The 14,411-nt window shown below is 73.8% G+C and carries 19 protein-coding genes and 1 riboswitch; of the genes, 8 read left to right on the top strand and 11 right to left on the bottom strand.

The features are described 5' to 3' along the window. Positions 1-67: 67 nt before the first annotated feature. The 5 genes from CTE05_RS05140 to CTE05_RS05120 form a co-directional block, all read right to left on the bottom strand. Entirely contained in the window at positions 68-673 is a 606-nt protein-coding gene (locus tag CTE05_RS05140) for a DUF3618 domain-containing protein (RefSeq protein WP_146845037.1), read from the bottom strand. Continuing rightward, complete coding sequence (locus CTE05_RS05135; protein ID WP_146845036.1) at positions 670-1,080, bottom strand: phage holin family protein; 411 nt, start codon at positions 1,078-1,080, stop codon at positions 670-672. Before CTE05_RS05135 ends, CTE05_RS05140 begins: the two co-directional genes overlap by 4 nt. Continuing rightward, positions 1,077-1,742: a hypothetical protein gene (locus CTE05_RS05130; RefSeq protein ID WP_146845035.1), complete on the bottom strand. Its 666-nt coding sequence runs from the start codon at positions 1,740-1,742 to the stop codon at positions 1,077-1,079. Before CTE05_RS05130 ends, CTE05_RS05135 begins: the two co-directional genes overlap by 4 nt. A 305-nt stretch (positions 1,743-2,047) precedes the next feature. Then, positions 2,048-2,782: a GAF and ANTAR domain-containing protein gene (locus CTE05_RS05125; protein WP_146845034.1), complete on the bottom strand. Its 735-nt coding sequence runs from the start codon at positions 2,780-2,782 to the stop codon at positions 2,048-2,050. A gap of 16 nt (positions 2,783-2,798) precedes the next feature. Then, complete coding sequence (locus CTE05_RS05120; protein ID WP_146845033.1) at positions 2,799-3,479, bottom strand: GAF and ANTAR domain-containing protein; 681 nt, start codon at positions 3,477-3,479, stop codon at positions 2,799-2,801. A gap of 133 nt (positions 3,480-3,612) precedes the next feature. Here CTE05_RS05120 and CTE05_RS05115 point away from each other — a divergent pair, with 133 nt between their 5' ends. Further along, positions 3,613-4,125: a metallophosphoesterase family protein gene (locus CTE05_RS05115; protein ID WP_146845032.1), complete on the top strand. Its 513-nt coding sequence runs from the start codon at positions 3,613-3,615 to the stop codon at positions 4,123-4,125. On the opposite strand, the gene CTE05_RS05110 is transcribed toward CTE05_RS05115, so the two are convergent. Genes CTE05_RS05110 through CTE05_RS05100 form a run of 3 tightly spaced genes read right to left on the bottom strand, consistent with a single transcriptional unit; the run spans position 4,120 to position 5,863 of the window. Continuing rightward, the gene (locus tag CTE05_RS05110) at positions 4,120-4,860 is read right to left on the bottom strand and encodes a GAF and ANTAR domain-containing protein (protein WP_146845031.1); all 741 of its coding nucleotides are present in this window, start codon (positions 4,858-4,860) and stop codon (positions 4,120-4,122) included. The two genes, CTE05_RS05115 and CTE05_RS05110, sit on opposite strands and share 6 nt — an antisense overlap. A gap of 53 nt (positions 4,861-4,913) precedes the next feature. Further along, positions 4,914-5,585, bottom strand: coding sequence for a GAF domain-containing protein (locus CTE05_RS05105; RefSeq protein WP_146845030.1), 672 nt, complete (start codon positions 5,583-5,585; stop codon positions 4,914-4,916). After that, positions 5,582-5,863 (bottom strand): hypothetical protein, encoded by a 282-nt coding sequence (locus CTE05_RS05100; RefSeq protein ID WP_146845029.1) that lies wholly within the window; start codon positions 5,861-5,863, stop codon positions 5,582-5,584. The genes CTE05_RS05105 and CTE05_RS05100 overlap by 4 nt, the downstream gene beginning before the upstream one ends. A 161-nt stretch (positions 5,864-6,024) precedes the next feature. Between CTE05_RS05100 and CTE05_RS05095 the strand changes: the two genes are divergently transcribed. From CTE05_RS05095 to CTE05_RS05070, 6 genes are all read left to right on the top strand, one after another. Next, the gene (locus CTE05_RS05095) at positions 6,025-7,098 is read left to right on the top strand and encodes a fatty acid desaturase family protein (RefSeq protein WP_246123270.1); all 1,074 of its coding nucleotides are present in this window, start codon (positions 6,025-6,027) and stop codon (positions 7,096-7,098) included. 89 nt (positions 7,099-7,187) lie between these two features. Continuing rightward, entirely contained in the window at positions 7,188-8,384 is a 1,197-nt protein-coding gene (locus tag CTE05_RS05090; protein ID WP_146845027.1) for a zinc-dependent alcohol dehydrogenase, read from the top strand. A gap of 100 nt (positions 8,385-8,484) precedes the next feature. Next, complete coding sequence (locus tag CTE05_RS05085) at positions 8,485-9,504, top strand: iron-containing redox enzyme family protein (RefSeq protein ID WP_146845026.1); 1,020 nt, start codon at positions 8,485-8,487, stop codon at positions 9,502-9,504. Further along, positions 9,501-9,710, top strand: a complete 210-nt coding sequence (locus tag CTE05_RS05080; RefSeq protein ID WP_146845025.1) for a CDGSH iron-sulfur domain-containing protein — start codon at positions 9,501-9,503, stop codon at positions 9,708-9,710. Before CTE05_RS05085 ends, CTE05_RS05080 begins: the two co-directional genes overlap by 4 nt. Next, entirely contained in the window at positions 9,707-10,246 is a 540-nt protein-coding gene (locus tag CTE05_RS05075; RefSeq protein WP_146845024.1) for a DUF2238 domain-containing protein, read from the top strand. Before CTE05_RS05080 ends, CTE05_RS05075 begins: the two co-directional genes overlap by 4 nt. After that, positions 10,243-10,983 carry a glycosyltransferase family 2 protein gene (locus CTE05_RS05070; RefSeq protein WP_146845023.1) on the top strand — a complete coding sequence of 247 codons (741 nt, stop codon included), beginning with the start codon at positions 10,243-10,245 and terminating at the stop codon, positions 10,981-10,983. The genes CTE05_RS05075 and CTE05_RS05070 overlap by 4 nt, the downstream gene beginning before the upstream one ends. Here the strand turns inward: CTE05_RS05070 and CTE05_RS05065 are convergent. Further along, the gene (locus CTE05_RS05065) at positions 10,928-11,437 is read right to left on the bottom strand and encodes a GNAT family N-acetyltransferase (protein ID WP_371863349.1); all 510 of its coding nucleotides are present in this window, start codon (positions 11,435-11,437) and stop codon (positions 10,928-10,930) included. The two genes, CTE05_RS05070 and CTE05_RS05065, sit on opposite strands and share 56 nt — an antisense overlap. Positions 11,438-11,549: 112 nt before the next feature. Then, positions 11,550-11,669, top strand: a riboswitch (SAM riboswitch). A gap of 269 nt (positions 11,670-11,938) precedes the next feature. On the opposite strand from CTE05_RS05065, the gene CTE05_RS05060 reads away from it, so the two are divergent. After that, positions 11,939-13,093, top strand: a complete 1,155-nt coding sequence (locus tag CTE05_RS05060) for an LLM class flavin-dependent oxidoreductase (protein ID WP_146845021.1) — start codon at positions 11,939-11,941, stop codon at positions 13,091-13,093. 120 nt (positions 13,094-13,213) lie between these two features. Here CTE05_RS05060 and CTE05_RS05055 read toward each other — a convergent pair whose 3' ends face one another. Beyond that, complete coding sequence (locus CTE05_RS05055) at positions 13,214-13,756, bottom strand: flavin reductase family protein (RefSeq protein WP_146845020.1); 543 nt, start codon at positions 13,754-13,756, stop codon at positions 13,214-13,216. Continuing rightward, positions 13,753-14,319 carry an NADPH-dependent FMN reductase gene (locus CTE05_RS05050; protein ID WP_146845019.1) on the bottom strand — a complete coding sequence of 189 codons (567 nt, stop codon included), beginning with the start codon at positions 14,317-14,319 and terminating at the stop codon, positions 13,753-13,755. The genes CTE05_RS05055 and CTE05_RS05050 overlap by 4 nt, the downstream gene beginning before the upstream one ends. Between the last annotated feature and the right edge of the window lie 92 nt (positions 14,320-14,411).

Below are 14,411 nucleotides of genomic sequence, written 5' to 3'. Positions count from 1 at the left end.
CCCCCCGGGGTGGTCGGTCGCGGTCCGGTATCGCGTGGCGGGGCACCCTGCCCCGCCACGCGAGCCGTCAGATGCCGGACTGGTTGCTGCCTGCGGCGTGGGCGCCGCGGACGTCGTCCGCCGCCTGCGTCGCCTCCGAACGCAGGTCGGCCGCCGCGGACCGGCCCTCGTCCTTGAGCGTCGCGCCGGCTTCGGTGGCCCGGTCCTTGACCGCGGCGGCGGCCTCCTGGGCGGGCTCACGGAGGTTCTCCGCGAGGCCCTGGGCGGCGTCCTTCGCCTCCTGGACGAGCGGCGCCGCCTGCTCCTTGGCTGCCTGGGCGAGCTGCTGCTCCTGACGGGTGGCGGGCAGCAGCGAGGAGATCAGCCACCCCGCGCCGAACGCGACCAGGCCGGCGGCCAGCGGGTTGCCGCGGGCCTTGTCCTTCGCGGCGTGCGGCAGCCCCGCGGCCGTCTCGCCGACGCTGGACGCCGCCGAGCCGGCGGTGTCGGCACCGCTCGCCACGCCGCCCATCACCTTGTCCTTGACGTCCGAGACGGCGGAGCGGACCTTGTCGGCCTGCCGCTGCGCCACCTGGCTGGGGCTGACCTTGTCGGTCAGGGCGTCGACGTCCGAGCTCAGCTCGGCACGCGTGCGCTCGATGTCCTCGCGGATCTGGTCCGGGTCGGTGCTCATGAGTTCTTCTCCTCGTGGCCGTGCAGTGCGTTCGGGATCTTCTTGACGGTGTCGGTGGTCTGGGGGAGACCGCCCACCCGCTTGGTCTCGGCCCTGCCGCGGGCGGCGAGGACGGCGGCGACGATCGCCCACAGGACTGCGACCACGACGGCCGACCAGCCCAGCGAGTCCATCGCGTCGCCGAGCGCCCACCACAGGGCGAGCGACAGGAACAGCAGGACGAAGTGACCGGCCACGGCGGCGCCGGCGAACATCGACCCGCCCTTGGCCGCGGCCTTCGCCGACTGCGTCGCCTCGGCCTTGGCGAGCGCGACCTCCTGGCGCATCAGCGTCGACAGGTCACGGGTGACCTCGCCGAGCAGGTCGCCGACGGACGGGCTCGGCGGCGCGCCGAGCGGCTCGCTCATCGCTGGTCCCAGGCGGGCGTGCTGGGCACGGGCGACGCGAGGTCGTCGGTGAAGCGCGGACGCTCCTCGACGACGTCGGCGTACACCGGCAGGGACTCCGTCACCGAGGTGCGCACCGGGGCGGGGGCGGTCGTCGGCGCGGAGGGCTGCGTCGCGGCGGGCGCGTCCTTCAGGCCGCGGGTCAGGCGGCCGAGGACGACCCCGGCGCCGGCAGCGATCAGCAGGAACGTGCCGGGACGGCGGCGTGCGAAGCTGCGGACCTCGTCGAGCACCTCGTCGGGGCCGTGGCTGTCGAGCCAGCGACCGAGCGAGTCCACCCGCTGACCGACCTCACGGACGACGTCGGTGGCGAGGTTCTGCTCCGTCGGGGCCGACGCCATCTGCGAGAACTGGGTTCCCACGGTCGTCAGACCGGCGGCGATCCGGCTCTGCTGCGTCCCGGCCTGCTCGGCCACCTCGCTGCGGGCCTGCGACCACAGGTCGCCGAGCTGCCGCCTGGCCTCCTGCGTGACTGCGGCGGCCTCGCCCTTGGCCTCGTCGATCAGGTGGCCACCGGCGCCGGCGGCCTTGTCCTTGAGGGCGCCCGCCTGCTCCTTCGCGGCGTCCGCCGTGCTGGACGGCTCGGGGTCGTGCTGAGGGTAGGGGCTCGTGTACTCGGTCATGGTGGTGCCTCGTCTCGTGCTGGTGAGTTCTGGACGTCGTCACCCGGCCCGAGGCGCGCGAAGGCGCGTCGGGGGAGGGGGGAGTCGTGACGCGAGGCTGCTTTCGCGTGGTCGTCCGCATGGGTGCAGGGCGCGCCGTGGCGTCCTGTCGTCGTCTCGGTGCGGGAGCGCTGCGGCTCCGCACGGGGTCCCATGTCCGGCGACGTGTCCTGTCCCGGGCGACGGTGCGCGGGACCGGTGGTCCGGCCCAGCAGGAGGGACGCTATGTCCGATCCGCCGACCCCGCCACCCGAACGAGTGCGGTCCTACACGCGTTCCTGGAAGGTGCCGAGGGTCTGCGGCGGACGCCCGGTGACCGACTCGATGACCGAGGAGGCGACCCCGCGGAGCTTGACCTTGCGGTGCCGTGCGGCGCTGCGCAGGATCTCCATCGCCTCGCTCGCCGAGCACCGGTTCTCCGCCATGACGACACCGATCGCCTGGTCGATGACGGCGCGCGACTCGAGCGCGGCACGCAGGTCCGCGTTCATCTCGGCCTGGTCGGCGCTGCGCAGGAACAGCTCGACCGCGCGCGCGATCTCGTCGGCGTACATCTCGGCCACTGCCATCGCAGCCGCGTCCCAGGCTCGTGGGGCGGTGGCGTACAGGTTCAGCGCGATGTGGACGCCGGGTCGGACCTCCCGCGGCAGCGCGGCCGCCGACCCGTAGGCGTTCTCCAGCGCGGCCGCCCGCCACCGGGGCCACCGGGGCTCCTGCGAGACGTCGGGGACGTGCACGAGACGCCCGAGGTCGATCGCCGTGAGGCAGGGCCCGTCGTCCGCCGCGTACTCGACCTCGTCGCAGAGGGCCGCACGCTCGTCGCTCGCCGCCACGAGCGTGGGCCGACGGTCGCGCCGCAGCGTGATCGTCGCCGAGGTGGCCGTCCCGATGTGGTGCGCGGCCGCCCGTGCCACCCCCTCCACGAACTCGTCCACCGCCGGCGTGCTGAGGAGCAGGGTCTGGAGCTCGGTCATCGCCGTGACTCGGGTGGTGTCGTCCATCGGGGGCTCCTCGGGCTCACGGCCGGATCATCGAGCGTGCCAGGTCGGCGTCCTCGACCCCGGCTCGTCGCGCGGCGTCGTGGAGGAGCTCCCGCGCCTGCTCGATGTCGACGTGCCGCGACTGGGCCAGCACGCCGATCGCGCGCTCGACGACGACCAGGTCCTCCAGCCGGGCGGGGGACGCGACGGCGTGGTCACGGGAACGGAACGGCAGGTCCGCGTTGGTGATGGCCACGCCGGCACTCGCCCCGACGATCTGCGCGAGACGCACCTCGTGCCCGACGAACGCACCCGGTTCCGCGGCGTAGAAGTTGACGGTCCCGACGAGCTCGCCGTCCTCGAGCACGGGCAGCGACAACGACGAGCGCACTCCCCGGGCGGCGGCCGTCTGCGCGAACCGCTGCCACCGGACCTCGTCGAGGACGTCCGGCAGCTCCACGACCGACCCGGCGCGCGCCGCCTCGAGGCACGGACCGTCGTCGACGTACTGGGCGGCGTCGAGCACGGCCGCGTCCGACGACGTGGCCACGACCGTGAAGGTCAGGTCCTCGGCCGCCAGGCAGTAGCTGAAGCCCAGGCACGACGGGACCTCGGCAAGGACGCGCTCGCTCGCGCCCGCCACGGCGGCCTCCAGGTCGACGTCCGTCGACTCCGCGAGCCGTCGCAGCACCGCCGCCGTCTCGGGAAGGATCTCCATCTCACCTCGATCGCACCGCCGTCGGCCCGTGCGCGCCAGCGGAGCACGGTGTCCCGACCGTACGCCGCGGGCAGGGCGACCGCTCGGCCGCGAGCGGTTGCAGGGTACGGACCCCCGCGTACGGTCGGGACTCGTGCACGTCCTCCTGCTCGCCGACACCCACGTCCCTGCCCGGGCGCGCGACCTTCCCGCGGACGTCTGGGCCGCGGTGGACCGCGCGGACGTGGTGCTGCACGCCGGCGACTGGGTGTCCGAGGACCTGCTCGACCGCCTCGCGACCCGGTCCCGCCGGCTCGTCGCGTGCGTGGGCAACAACGACGGTGCGGGTCTGCGGGCCCGGCTCCCGCTGGTCGCGCACGTCGACCTCGCCGGGGTGCGCGTCGGCGTCGTGCACGAGACCGGTCCGGCCTCGGGTCGGGAACGCCGGTGCGACCAGGACCATCCCGACCTGGACCTGCTCGTGTTCGGCCACAGCCACATCCCGTGGGACACCACGACGCCGCGAGGGCTGCGCCTGCTCAACCCCGGCTCACCCACGGACCGCCGCCGTCAGCCCCACGCGACGTTCATGACGGCGACCCTGCGCGAGGGACGCGTCGAGGACGTCGTGCTGCACCGGCTGGAGCCGCGCACCGCTCGCTCATGAGCCCCGGTCGTGGAAGGTGTCGACGTCCCTCGGCGGCACCCCGGCGACGGACTGGACGAGGATCGTGGCGACGTCCCGCAGCTTGACGTTGCGGTGCTGCGACGCGGCGCGCAGCATCTCGATCGCACGGTCCTCGGTGCACCGGTTCTGCGCCATGATCACCCCGATCGCCTGGTCGATGACGGAGCGCGAGAGGATCGCGGCGCGCAGGTCCGCGTTGAGCTCCGCCTGGTCGGTGCCGCGCAGGTAGAGGTGCATCGCACGGGCGATCTCGTCCGCGTACAGGTGGGCCACCGCCAGGACCGGGCCGTCCCACGCCCCCGGCTCGCGAGCGTAGAGGTTCAGGGCGATCTCCACCCCAGGACGCACCGTCCGGGGGATGGCGAGGACGGATGCGAACCCGCGGTCCCGGGCGGCGACCAGCCAGGCCGACCACCGGTGCTCGACGGCGAGGTCGTCGGACGTCACGACCGTCCCGCCCCGGAGCGCGTCGAGGCACGGACCGCTGTCGGCGTCGTACTCCACCTGGTCGCACTCCGCGGTGCGGGTGTCGCTGGCGGCGACCGTGTTCGGGCGACCGTGCCGCTGCATCGAGACCGTCGCGGAGGTCGCCGGGCCGAAGTGGTGCGCGGCCGCCACGGCGACACCCTCCACGAACTCCTGGAGCGCCGGCGTCTCGAGCAGCAGGTCCTGGAGCTCGGCGATCAGAGCGGCACGGTCCAGCGGGTCAGTCATGGTCGTACTCCGTCACGCGTCCTGCCGGCGACGTGGTGCCGACGGCACCCACCTCACCGCTCCTGCGAGCGTAGGACCGTCCGCGCCGCCTGCACAGCGGTGATCCCGGTCCGCTCGGCGTCCTCGACGAGCATCCGCCGGGCGGCGTCGACCGGGACGCGCTCGGACGAGCCGATCGCGCCGACCGCGCGGTCGATCGTCTGCCGTTCGTCGAGGCGTGCCGGTGCGGACGACGCCTCCTGCAGCGAGCGGAACGCGAGGTCGGCGTTCGCGGTCCGGTCCGTCGCACTGCCCCCGACGGCATCGGCGACCCGCTCCTCGCGCCCGTCGAACGCGGCCGGCTCACCCGCGTAGACGCTGACGGTCCCGACGAGCGCCCCGTTCGCGACCACCGGCACCGTGAGGGTGCTGCGCACCCCGTGCTCGGCCGCGACCGTCGACTGCTCCCGCCAGAGCTGCTCGTCGAGCACGTCCACGACGGGCGCCCGGCCCTGCCTGCGCTCCTCCTGGGGCCGGCGGAGCGCCTCGAGCTCGTCCGTCTCGCGGCGCGTCGCGACGACCGTGAACGTGAGGTGCTCGTCGAGGAGGGAGTAGCTGACCCCCACGCAGGACGGCACGACCGCGCGCAGGATCTCGGCCGCCTCGACCATGGCCGCGACCAGGTCCTTCTCGGACGTCTCACCCAGCCGCACGAGGGCGTCGCGGGTCTCCGGGACCAGCTTCATGGGACCGGCTCGGGCTCCACCGCGACCCGCGCCCACCCCGCCACGGTCACGGTGCAGGTCGTCGTGGGGAGGCGGACGACCTCGGCCAGGAGCTCGCCGGCGAGGAACCCCGGTGACGCCCGCGACAGGTCGAGGTCGATGGTGCGGCACCCGTGGGCGGCGAGCGCCAGCATCCGGGTGTGCAGCTCGGCCAGGTGGGGGGCCCAGAGCTCGCCCTCCGCCTCGATCCGGGCGACGTCCTGGTCGTCCACGACGACGAGCACATGCGGCGAAGTCATCTCCACGCTCCCGCGCATCGAGCGACGGCCGCCTCCGGACCTCTCGGACGAGCCTACGCCCGGTTGCGGTCGGCCGGGGGAGGTCTACCGTGGAAGGAGGTCAGGACCGGGCCGCCCGTGCCGGCACCCTCATCGGTGCCGCGGGAGGCAGGAGCCCCATGATGACCACCATCCCCACCACGTCGCCGTCGACGCGCGCACCGTCCAGCGACTTCACGGAACTGATGCACGCCGTCCAGGGCAGCGGCCTCCTGCGCCGCCGGTACGCCCACTACTGGACGCGCTTCGTCGTGCTCACGGCGGTCCTCGGCGGGCTCGGCGTGACGTTCGTCGTCGTCGGGCACTCGTGGTGGCAGCTCGCGGTCGCCGCAGCGCTCGCGGTCGCGCTCGGCCAGGTGATGTTCCTGGGGCACGACGCCGCACACCGCCAGATCTTCCGCTCGGGCCGCTGGAACGACTGGGCGAGCCTGGTGCTGGCGAACCTGTACGCAGGCATGAGCTACGGCTGGTGGAACCGCAAGCACAGCCGGCACCACGCCAAGCCCAACACGCTCGGCGCGGACGGTGACATCGAGAGCGGGGCCATCGTCTTCACCACGGCCGACCTGACCAGCCCCCGCACCGGGCTCGCGGGCTGGTTCGCGCAGCGGCAGGGCTGGCTGTTCTTCCCGCTGCTGCTGCTCGAGGGCCTCAACCTGCACGCGTCCGGGGTGCGGACGGTGCTCGGCAAGGCACCGGTGAAGCGCCGCACCGTGGAGCTCAGCCTCCTGACCCTGCGCCTCGGCGGGTACCTGACCGTCGTCTTCTGGCTCTTGCCGTTCGGGATGGCGTGCGCGTTCCTGGGTGTCCAGCTGGGCCTGTTCGGGGTCTACATGGGCGCGACGTTCGCGCCCAACCACAAGGGGATGCCGATCGTCCCGGCGTCCCTGAAGCTCGGCTTCCTGCACCGTCAGGTGCTGCTCAGCCGCAACATCACCGGTGGTCGATGGGTCGACGTGTTCATGGGCGGGCTCAACCACCAGGTCGAGCACCACCTGTTCCCGAGCATGCCGAGCCCCGCGCTGCGGGCCGTGCGGCCGTTGGTGCGGCAGTTCTGCCTGACGCACGACATCGCCTACACCGAGACGTCCCTCGCCCGGTCCTACGGGATCGTCGTCCGGTACCTCAACCAGGTGGGGCTCGCGTCGCGCGACCCCTTCCAGTGCCCTCTGGTCGCCGCCCGGCTCGCCGCCTGAGCCACGGGCTGGAGTCGCGGGGTCGGCCGACGGAGCGCACGCTGGCCCGGGCGACACCGCACAGAACCATCGAGGGCAGGGGAACGAGCATGCGCGCACTGACATGGCAGGGCCGGGAGAACGTGAGCGTCGAGACGGTCCCGGACCCCACGATCCAGCACCCGACGGACGCGATCGTCCGGGTGACCTCGACGGCCATCTGCGGCTCCGACCTGCACCTGTACACCGTGCTCGGCATGTACCTCGACAAGGGCGACGTGCTCGGGCACGAGGCGATGGGCGTCGTCGAGGAGGTCGGTGCGGGCACCGGCTCGCTGGCGGTGGGCGATCGCGTCGTGATCCCGTTCAACATCTCGTGCGGGACGTGCTGGATGTGTGCCCACGGGCTGTTCGCCCAGTGCGAGACCACCCAGGTCCGCGACCAGGGCACCGGAGCCTCGCTGTTCGGGTTCAGCAAGCTGTACGGGCAGGTGCCCGGTGGCCAGGCGGAGTACCTGCGGGTGCCGCAGGCGCAGTTCGGGCCGATCGTCGTCCCGGCGGACGGCGCCCCGGACGAGCGCTACCTGTTCCTGTCCGACGTGCTGCCCACCGCGTGGCAGGCCGTCGAGTACGCGGACGTGCCGGCCGGGGGGACGGTCGCCGTGGTCGGGCTCGGACCGATCGGGCAGATGGCCGCGCGGATCGCTGCGCACCGCGGCGCGTCGCGGGTGATCGGGCTGGACCTCGTCCCCGAGCGGCTCGAGATGGCCCGTCGCCACGGCATCGAGGTCATCGACGTCGGCGCGGTCGACGACGTGGCCGGGGCGGTCCGTGAGCTCACCGGCGGGCGGGGTGTGGACTCCTCGATCGACGCCGTCGGCATGGAGGCGCACGGGTCGCCGGTGGCCGCGGGCGCACAGCGCTTCGCCGGCCTGCTGCCCGACAAGGTCGGGGCCGCGATGATCGAGAAGGCGGGCGTGGACCGGCTCGCGGCGCTGCTGAACGCGTTCGACGTGGTGCGGCGCGGCGGGACGGTCTCGATCGTGGGGGTGTACGGCGGCGCCGTCGACCCGATCCCGATGATGCAGCTCTTCGACAAGGGCCTGACGCTGCGCATGGGCCAGGCGAACGTCAAGCGGTGGATCGACGACCTGCTGCCGCTGGTGTCGGACGCGGCGGACCCGCTCGGTGTCCTGGACCTGCGGACCCACCGCATCGCGTTGGAGGAGGCCCCGGCCGCCTACGACATGTTCCAGAAGAAGGCCGACGGCTGCATCAAGGTCGTGCTGGACCCGGCTGCGGTGTGACGTTGTCGGCTCCGGTTGCGAACCGGGCGGCGCGTGCGACGGTGAGGTCGAGGTCTGCTCCAGAACCGGGCGGATGCACGTGCACGGACGGAGCTCGACCATGAAGCTGCCCAGCCCGCGAGGACCCCTCGGGGCGTCCCTGACGGACCTGCTGGTCCATCCGCCGCAGGGGACGGAGGCCGTCGACGACGAGGTGCTCACCCGCTGGCGCTCCGCCGCCGCGGCGTCCCCCGACCCGCTGACCGACGACGACCTGCAGCTCACGCTCTGGACCCTGTACGCGCTGCACTACCGGGGGTTCGAGGGGGTGGACGACGCCTGGGAGTGGGACCCGGACGTCCTGCGCCTGCGCCGCATGCTCGAGGAGCCGTTCGAGGCCGCCCTGCGGGAGCAGGTGCCCGTCCCCGCCCCGGCTGCGCCCGAGCGCGAGGCCGTCGCGTCGGCGCTGTTCGCGATGACCGCTCCCGGTCCGGGACCGAGCGTCGCCCGGTTCGTGAGCAGGTCGGCGGACGCGACCCAGGCGGAGGAGTTCCTCGTCCACCGGTCGCTGTACACGCTCATGGAGGCCGACCCCCACACCTGGGCGGTCCCACGGCTGTCGGGGGTGCCGAAGGCGGCGCTGGTCGAGGTGCAGGCCGACGAGTACGGCGGCGGCCGGCCGGAACGCATGCACAGCGCCCTGTTCGCCCGCACGATGCGCGGCGCGGGGCTCGTCGACGAGTACGGGTACTACGTGGACCGGCTGCCCGCCGTGACCGTCGCGGCGCTCAACCTCATGTCGCTGTTCGGCCTGCACCGCCGGTGGCGGGGCGCCATCGCCGGGCACCTCGCCGCGTTCGAGATGACGTCCTCGCTGCCGAACCGGCTCTACGGGGACGGGTTCCGGCGCCTCGGTCACGACGCAGGCACCACGGAGTACTTCGACGAGCACGTCGAGGCCGACGCCGTGCACGAGCAGATCGCCGGTCGCGACCTGGCCGGCGGGCTGGCCGAGCAGGAGCCGGAGCTGGTCGGCGACATCCTGTTCGGGGCGGCGGCCTGCCTGTACCTCGACGACCTCGTCGGGCAGCACCTGCTCGACGCCTGGTCGACCGGCACGTCCTCGCTGCGGTCGGCATGAACGAGCGCCCCCCGCAGCCGGTCACGATCGAGGCGTGCCCGAACGGGCCTTTGCTCGTGCGCGGCGACGTGCAGCTGGTCGACGGCCAGGGGGACCCGATCGAGCGGCGGCGGCGGACGATCGCGCTGTGCCGGTGCGGGTCGTCGGCCATCGCGCCGTTCTGCGACGGAAGCCACAAGGCGATCGGCTTCGTCACCTCACCATGACCGTGTCGTCGCCGCCCTCCCGCGTCCGGCTCGTGCCCGGCGACGTCGTCCGCGTGCTCGCGCTCGTGAGCGTGGTCGTCGGGACCTGGCGGGCCGGACCGGTCGCGGCGGCGCTGTTCCTGCTCGTGCTCGGCGGGACGGTGGTGCCACGCGCGATCGGCGCACCGCCCCTGCTCGACGTCGCGTACAGCGGCACCCTGCTGTTCGCGGCGTGGGCCGCGCAGCTCGACTGGTACGTGGCCGTGCCGTGGCTCGACGTGCTGGTGCACCTCGCCGCCACCGGGCTGATCGCGGTCGTCGCGCACCGCGCCCTGGTCGCCTGGGGCGTCGTGGGCGCGCGGCCGCCGACGGAGCGGGCCGTCCTCGTCGTCGGGCTCGGGGCCGTGCTGGCCGTGCTCTGGGAGCTGGGGGAGTGGGCCGGGAACGCGCTGTTCGACCGCCGCATCCAGGTGGGCTACCCGGACACGATGGGTGACCTCGCCGCCGGGCTGGTGGGCAGCGTCGTGGCGGCGCTCGTCGTGGCGCGGCGCCCGTGAGCGGCGAAGCCCTGCCCCGGGTGTCGGTGGTGATCCCGGCGCGCGACGACGCCGTCGCCCTGACGGAGTGTCTCGCGCGGCTCGGCCGCCAGACCGTCCGGCCGTGGGAGGTCGTGGTCGTGGACAACGGCTCGTCCGACGACACCGCCGCGGTCGCCGCCGCGTGGGGTGCCCGGGTCGTCGCCGAGCCGCAGGTCGGCATCCCCGCCGCCGCGGCTGCCGGGTACGACCTCGCGGACGGCGACGTGATCGCGCGGCTGGACGCCGACTCGCGGCCCGACGAGCAGTGGGTGGAGCGCATCGCGCGCTGCATGCAGGCGGACCCGACGCTCGACGCGGTCACCGGGTCGGGGCTGTTCTTCGACCTGCACCCGCTGCTGCGCGCACCCGTCTCGGGGGCGTACCTGGGCGCGTACTACGCGCTCACGCACCTGGCCCTCGGCCACACCACGCTGTGGGGCTCGTCGATGGCGATGCGCCGGGAGGCGTGGCTCGCGGTCCGCTCGCGCGTCAGCCGGGACGACCCGGAGGTGCACGACGACCTCGACCTCGCGTTCGCCCTGGGACCGGGCCGGCGGATCCGGTTCGACCGGTCGTTGCGGGTCGGCGTGTCGGCCCGGTCGCTGCGCGGCCACTCCCAGCGGGTCCGCCGGTTCGACCGGGCGTGGCGGACGCTGCGTCTCAACTGGCGGGTCGCGCCACCGTGGGACCGGTGGCGGGCTCGGCTGGTGCGTTGAGAGTCAGCCGGTAGAAGACGCTGTGCGGGTCGAGGGCGTAGTCCGCGAACGGCGGGCACTCGACGAACCCGGCGCGCTCGTACAGGCGGCGTGCCGCCGCGAAGTAGTCCTGCGTGCCGGTCTCCAGGTGGACGGTCCGCAGGCCCCGCTCCGCTGCGGCGGCGAGCACGTGTGCGAGGAGGGCCGCACCGACCCCCTGCCCGCGCGCGGCCGAGGTGGTCCGCATCGACTTGAGCTCGCCGTCCGACGGGCCGAGCGCCTTGAGCGCGGCGCACCCGAGCAACGCACCGGCGCTGTCGCGGGCGGTCCAGAACGTGATCGCCGGGGACGCGAGCGCGGTCGGGTCGAGGGCGTGCACGGACTCGGCGGGCGAGGTCGCGAACATGTCCGCGAGGTGCTCGCCGAGCAGGTCCAGCACGTCGGGGGCGGTCGGGTCGTCGGCGGCGATCGTCAGGGGCACGAGCGCATTCTCGCATCGGCTGACGGGACGATGCGTCCCACCATCTGGACTTTCTCCTCCCATCGTTGACTCGCCCGGCGTTTATGTTTACTTTCCCGACCTGTTAGATCATGAATTCCAGCGACAAGCCCCGGCTCGCTGGGTGGCAACCCTCCTGCGTGTGGGGTGCCCCGGGTGACGACCTGGTCCAGCACGAGCGCCCGCTCGTGCCCGACAACGACGCAGCGCCCGCCCGGCGGGCACGAAGGGACGCACGATGAGCACGGACGGACAGCCCGCGGCGATCGCCGGCGGCCTCGCTCGCCTGTCCTCCTGCTGTCCCGGCGCCGGCTCCGGCGCGCTCAGCACCTGTTGTCGCTGACCCGTCTCCCGGCCTGACCGGCCCCGACGAGCCCCGCGATCGACGGCACCGCCGTCTCGCGCACGCACCCCCACGCACCGACCGTCGCACCCCTGTGCGCGCGGTGCGTCCCGCGACTCCTGAACGGACCCTCCATGGCACGCCCCACCTCCCCCCGACCCCTGCACCTCGGCGTCGACCTCAGCGACGCCGGCGCCCACCCCGCCGCGTGGCGTACGCACGGATCCCAGGCCCAGCGCCTCTTCGACGCCGAGCGGCTCCAGCACCTGGTCGACACCGCCCAGCGCGGCACGCTCGACCTCGTCGTCATCGACGACTCGTTCTCGCTGCAGCCCACCCGCTCCACGACCCTGCGCGGCCGGCTGGACGCGGCCCTCGTCGCGGCACGGCTGGCCCCACGGTCGCGCGGCATCGGCCTGGTGCCGACCGTCGCGACGACGCACACCGAGCCGTTCCACGTGTCCAAGGCGATCGCGACGATCGACCACGTCAGCGGCGGGCGCGCGGGCTGGCAGGTCGGCTGGTCGGCCGACGAGCGGGACGCCACCCACTTCGGTCGCGGTCCCGCCCTGTCCGAGGCGGGTGCCGTCGCGGAGGCCGAGGAGGCCGTCGAGGTCGTCGCGGCGCTCTGGGACAGCTGGGAGGACGACGCGGAGATCCGTGACCAGGAGACGCACCGCTACGTCGACCGCGCCAAGCTGCACTACGTCGAGCACGACGGCGTGCACTTCGCGGTCAAGGGACCGTCGATCACTCCGCGACCCCCGCAGGGCCAGCCGCCGATCGTGGTGCGCGTCGGGTCCGACGAGTCGTTCGGGCTCGCGGCCCGGCACGCCGACGTGGTCCGGATCAGCGCCACCAGCCGCGACGAGGCGCTCGACCTGCGGCTGCGACTGCGCGCCGCTGCCGCCGCGGCCGGCCGCGAGCCCGGGGACCTGCGGGTGCTCGTCGACGCGTTCGTGGTGACCGGGCCGGACCAGGCGAGCGCGCGCACCCGCCTCGACCTGCTCACCGAGCTCGAGGGCGTCCGGTGGGACACCGACTCGCTCACGCACGTCGGCACGGCCCGCGAGCTGACCGACACGTTCCTGTCCTGGTGGGAGGTCGGCGCCGTCGACGGGTTCGTCGTCCGGCCCTCCTCGCTGCACACGGACCTCGACGCCCTCGTGGACGGCGTCGTCCCGATGCTGCGGACCGCGCGGGCGTTCCGCGAGCACTACAACGGTCCGACCCTGCGGGACCAGCTCGGGCTCAGCCGCCCGGTCAACCGCTACGCCGCGATCGCCTGAGCCCCGGGACGAGCACCCCCGCGCCGCGCTGGGTCGACCACGGTCGACGCAACGGTCGGAAGCCCCCCGCCGAAGCGAGGCGGGGGGCTTCTCCGTGGGTGCCGCCGCCGGGTGACCGGGTCAGATCGCCGTGTGCGACCCGATCCGGTGGTAGCTGCGGTCGTGGTACACCAGCGGCGTGGTGTCGGCCGAGGTGCCGTGCTCGAGCGCCCGCAGCGAGACGAGGTAACTGTCGCCGACCGGGGTGCGCTGCAGCACGCGCCCGCGCACCCAGGACACGGATCCCTCGATGACCGGCTCGCCGGTGCCCAGGTCGTACCAGCCGCCCGCCGCGAAGCGGTCGATGCCGCTCGTCGCGAAGCGAGCGGAGACGTCGTCCTGGTCCGCGGACAGGAAGCTCACCGTGAGGGTGCGCGCGCGGGACAGGGCGTCCCACGACGAGGACGTCGACGCGAGCGAGAACGCGAGCAGCGGGGGAGCGGCGGACACGGAGATCACCGAGGTCGCGGTGAAGCCGACCCGGCGCTCACCGTCCCGCAGCGCGACGACCGCGACACCGGCGGGGTGCTGTCGGAAGACCTCCTTGTACTGCTGCGGCGAGAGCTGGGGCTCGTCCTGGTCGCGCAGGAGGCGGTCCAACGCGTGCAGCGTCTCGGCGGTCATGCGCGGGCCTCCGCGAGCTCGGGAGCGGCCGCGACCTGGGCGCCCAGGGCGCGGCCGCCCTCCGACCACCAGCGCTCGACGACCGGGTCCAGGTCCGCCAGCTGCGACTCCACCACGGTGATCGCCCGCGTGGGCACGACGGCGCCGAGCTCGACGAGCAGGGGGCGCAGGTGCACCTCCCCGACGAGCGCGTGCGCGGGGTTGCCCGAGACGACGACGGGGACGGCGACCACCCCGGCGAGCCCGCCGGGGCCGTACAGGTCGAGGAACGCCTTGAGCAGGCCGGTGTACGACGCCTTGTAGACCGGGGTCGCGACGACGAGCACCGTGGCCTCGGCGACGGTCCGCAGCGCCACGTCGGCGCTGGGGTGCACGTCGGCGAGGATCTCGGCGGCGAACCCGGCGAGCTCGACGGTCTCGACCTGCGCCGTGGAGCCCAGGAGCCGCGCGGTCTCTTCACCGACCCGGACCGCGGCGACGGTGGTGCGCGAGCCTGCCCGCGGGTTGCCCGAGAGCACCACCACGCGCGCTCGGGGGTTCTCGGACGACGTCTGATGGGTCATGGCTGGGTCCTCGATCTCCGCTCCGGTGAACCCGCCGCACGGTCCGGGCGGGTTCGCTGGGACGGGTATAACAACAATCCCGACTGGTCCAG

It is taken from the genome of Cellulomonas terrae, assembly GCF_007990265.1.
GTDB lineage: Bacteria > Actinomycetota > Actinomycetes > Actinomycetales > Cellulomonadaceae > Cellulomonas > Cellulomonas terrae.
The sequence above is the reverse complement of the archived record's forward strand: the minus strand, read 5'-3'. Positions and strand labels throughout refer to the sequence as shown.